Source organism: Actinocorallia lasiicapitis (assembly GCF_054778695.1).
The window spans coordinates 1-2,800 of record NZ_BAAGZI010000562.1 but is presented as its reverse complement, the minus strand read 5'-3'; the positions used below and the strand labels follow the sequence as shown (position 1 = coordinate 2,800).

The window sequence follows — 2,800 nt, the reverse complement described above, 5'->3', positions numbered from 1 at the left end:
CCCGCGGCACGTCGTCCGGCCGGGCGAGCCGGTCCCGCACCGCTTCCAGCAGGATCCGGAAGGAGCCGACCGCGGCCGCCGCCCGTCCGCCCCGCCGAACCCGTGGAGGCGGTCCGGTTCGACCCCGCCCGGGTGGAGCCGCAAGATTTCGACGCCGCCCGCGCCGAAAGCGAACGCCAGCGGTTCTGCGACGCCCTCGCCCTGCACATCGGCGCGATCCACCCGAAGGCGTCGGCGGCCCTGGTCGGGAACGTCGCCTACGCGGTGCTGCCGCTGCCGGGCGACGAGTCGCGGGCCGTCCAGGTCGCCGAGGACTTCCTGGCCAGGGTCGGCGGCCGCCACGCCGCCGCCATCGGGGTCGGCAGGCTCGCCGGTTCGATCTCCGAGATCGCGCTGTCCAGGGCCGACGCCGACCGCGCCCTGCGCGTGCTCCGCAGCCGTCGCGCCGCCGGAACCGCCGCCGCCTTCCGCGACGTGCACTTCGACTCGCTGCTGCTCCAGCTCGGCGATCTCGTCGCCGCCCAGGACCAGCCGCCCGCCGGCCCCTACGAACGGCTCGTCGCGCACGACGCCGAACACGGCTCGGATCTCGTCCCCACCCTGGCCGCCTATCTGGACGCCTTCGGCAACATCAACGAGGCGGCCGCGCTGGTCCGCGTCCACGCCAACACCTTCCGGTACCGGCTGCGCAGGCTCTGCGAGATCGCCGGACTCGACCTGTCCGACCCGGGCGCGCGCCTGGCCGTCATGCTCCAGCTCAAGCTGTACGAGTCGGGGCTGTCCGGATCGACAACCGGACGCCCCGGTCTTGGGAGATCGCACGATGCGCGCCGCGATGGAATGCCGCGAATGTGATCGTTGATCCCGCCCCAGGCCCCCGACTGGAGTTCCCTCATGCACAAGCCCCTGGCCATAGCCTTGGCCCTCGCGCTCGCCGCGACCGCCTGCGGTTCTGACGACAAGACGAAGGAGTCCGAGGTCGTCAAGGGCGGAACGTTCACCTTCGCCATCCCCGCCGACCCCGGCGCGCTCGAACCGGCGACGGCCGCGCTCGGCGCGACCAACACCGCGCTCGGTTTCGCCTACGACACGCTCGTCGCCACCGACACCACCGGCAAGATCGTCCCCTCGCTGGCCGAGAAGTGGGACGCTCAGCCCGGCAAGGTCACCTTCACGCTCCGCAAGAACGTGACCTGCGCGGACGGTTCGCCCGTCACCGCCACGACGGTCGCCGGCTCGATGAACTATCTGACCGATCCGAAGAACAAGGCCACGGCCGTCATCCCGCCGGGGCTCAAGGCCGTCGCCGACGACGCCGCGGGCACCGTCGCGATCTCGACGGCCGACCCCAACCCGTTCCTGCTGGAGAGCATGACCATCGTCTTCGTGGTCTGCGGTAAGGGCCTCGCCGACCGGTCGGTCCTCAAGGACGGCACGTCCGGTTCCGGCCCGTACCAGCTGACCGAGAAGGTCGCCGACGACCACTACACGTTCAAGGTCCGCAAGGAGTACGCGTGGGGGCCCGGCGGCACCGCCGTCGTCGACGGGATGCCCGACACCGTCACGCTGAAGGTCGTCAAGGACGAGTCGACGGCCGCGAACCTCCTCACCACGGGCGGCCTGTCGGCGGCCCAGTTCGTCGGCGCGGACCGCAAGCGCGTCGAGGCCGTCCCCGGCATCCGCAAGGGTTCGGCCCCCGACGGCATCGGCGAGCTGTTCTTCAACCAGAAACCCGGCCTGCCCAACGCCGCGCTCGACGTCCGGAAGGCACTGATCCAGGCCGTCGACCTCGACGAGCTCCGCAAGATCGCCGGCCAGGGCAACGCCGCCGCCGCCACCCACCTGACCTCGCTCGCCCCCGACCCGTGCCGCGGCGACAGCGTCACCGGCAACCTGCCGGCGAGCGACCCGGCCGCCGCGGCCGCCGCACTCAAGGACAAGAAGATCGCGATCCGGCTGTCGTACCAGACGTCGGCGGGCGCGGGAGTCCAGGCGGCGATGGAGTATCTGGCGTCCAAGTGGAAGCCGCTCGGCGTGGACGTCAAGCTGGTCGGCGCCGCCGACGCCAAGTACGCCGAGTCGCTGTTCACGACCGGTGACTGGGACGTGGCTTGGGTGCCGCTCGGCCTCAGCCTCCCCACCCAGCTCGTGACCTACCTGTCGGGGCCCACCCCGGACAAGAAGGGCACCAACTTCGCCTACCTCAACAACGCGTCGTACACGGCGAAGGCGGGCGAGGCCGCCAAGACCGTCGGCGCGGCCGGCTGCCAGGCGTGGACGGCCGCCGAAGCCGAACTGGTCAAGAACGTCGACGTCGTCCCGGTGATCCAGCCCACCCAGCTCGTCGCCGGCAAGGGCGCCACCCTCGAAGTGATCGGCGGCATCGTCCGGCCGACCTCGATCAGGATGCTCGCCGAGTAGATGTACCTGGTGCGGCGCGCGGCCCGGTTCGCGATCTCGCTGGTGCTGGTGGCGCTGGCCTCGTTCGCCATGCTCCACCTCATCCCCGGCGATCCGGTGCGCGCCGCCATGGGCCCGGCCGCCCCGCCCGAACGGGTGGCGGAGCGGCGGGCCGAGCTCGGCCTGGACCGTCCGGTCCTCGACCAGCTCGGCGCCTATCTCGGGAACCTCCTGCACGGCGATCTCGGCGAGTCGATCCTGACCCGGCAGCCCGCCGGGCGGATGGTCGCCGACCGGCTGCCGAACACGCTCCAGCTCGTGTTCCTGACGGTGCCGGTGGCGCTGGCCGTCGCGGTGCTGCGCGGCATGTGGGCGGCGGCCCGCACCCGCGACGGCCGCG

The 2,800-nt window shown here is 72.1% G+C and carries 3 protein-coding genes; all 3 read left to right on the top strand.

Features of this window, described 5'->3' with window-relative positions:
- On the top strand, positions 1-855 hold an 855-nt coding region (locus ACYVE7_RS32130), incomplete at its 5' end, for a PucR family transcriptional regulator (protein WP_460370096.1).
- Positions 856-894: 39 nt separating this feature from the next.
- Complete coding sequence (locus ACYVE7_RS32125; RefSeq protein WP_460370094.1) at positions 895-2,421, top strand: ABC transporter substrate-binding protein; 1,527 nt, start codon at positions 895-897, stop codon at positions 2,419-2,421.
- Positions 2,422-2,800 (top strand): ABC transporter permease family protein (locus ACYVE7_RS32120; RefSeq protein WP_460370092.1); only part of this gene is annotated, 379 nt, incomplete at its 3' end. It lies immediately after the preceding gene.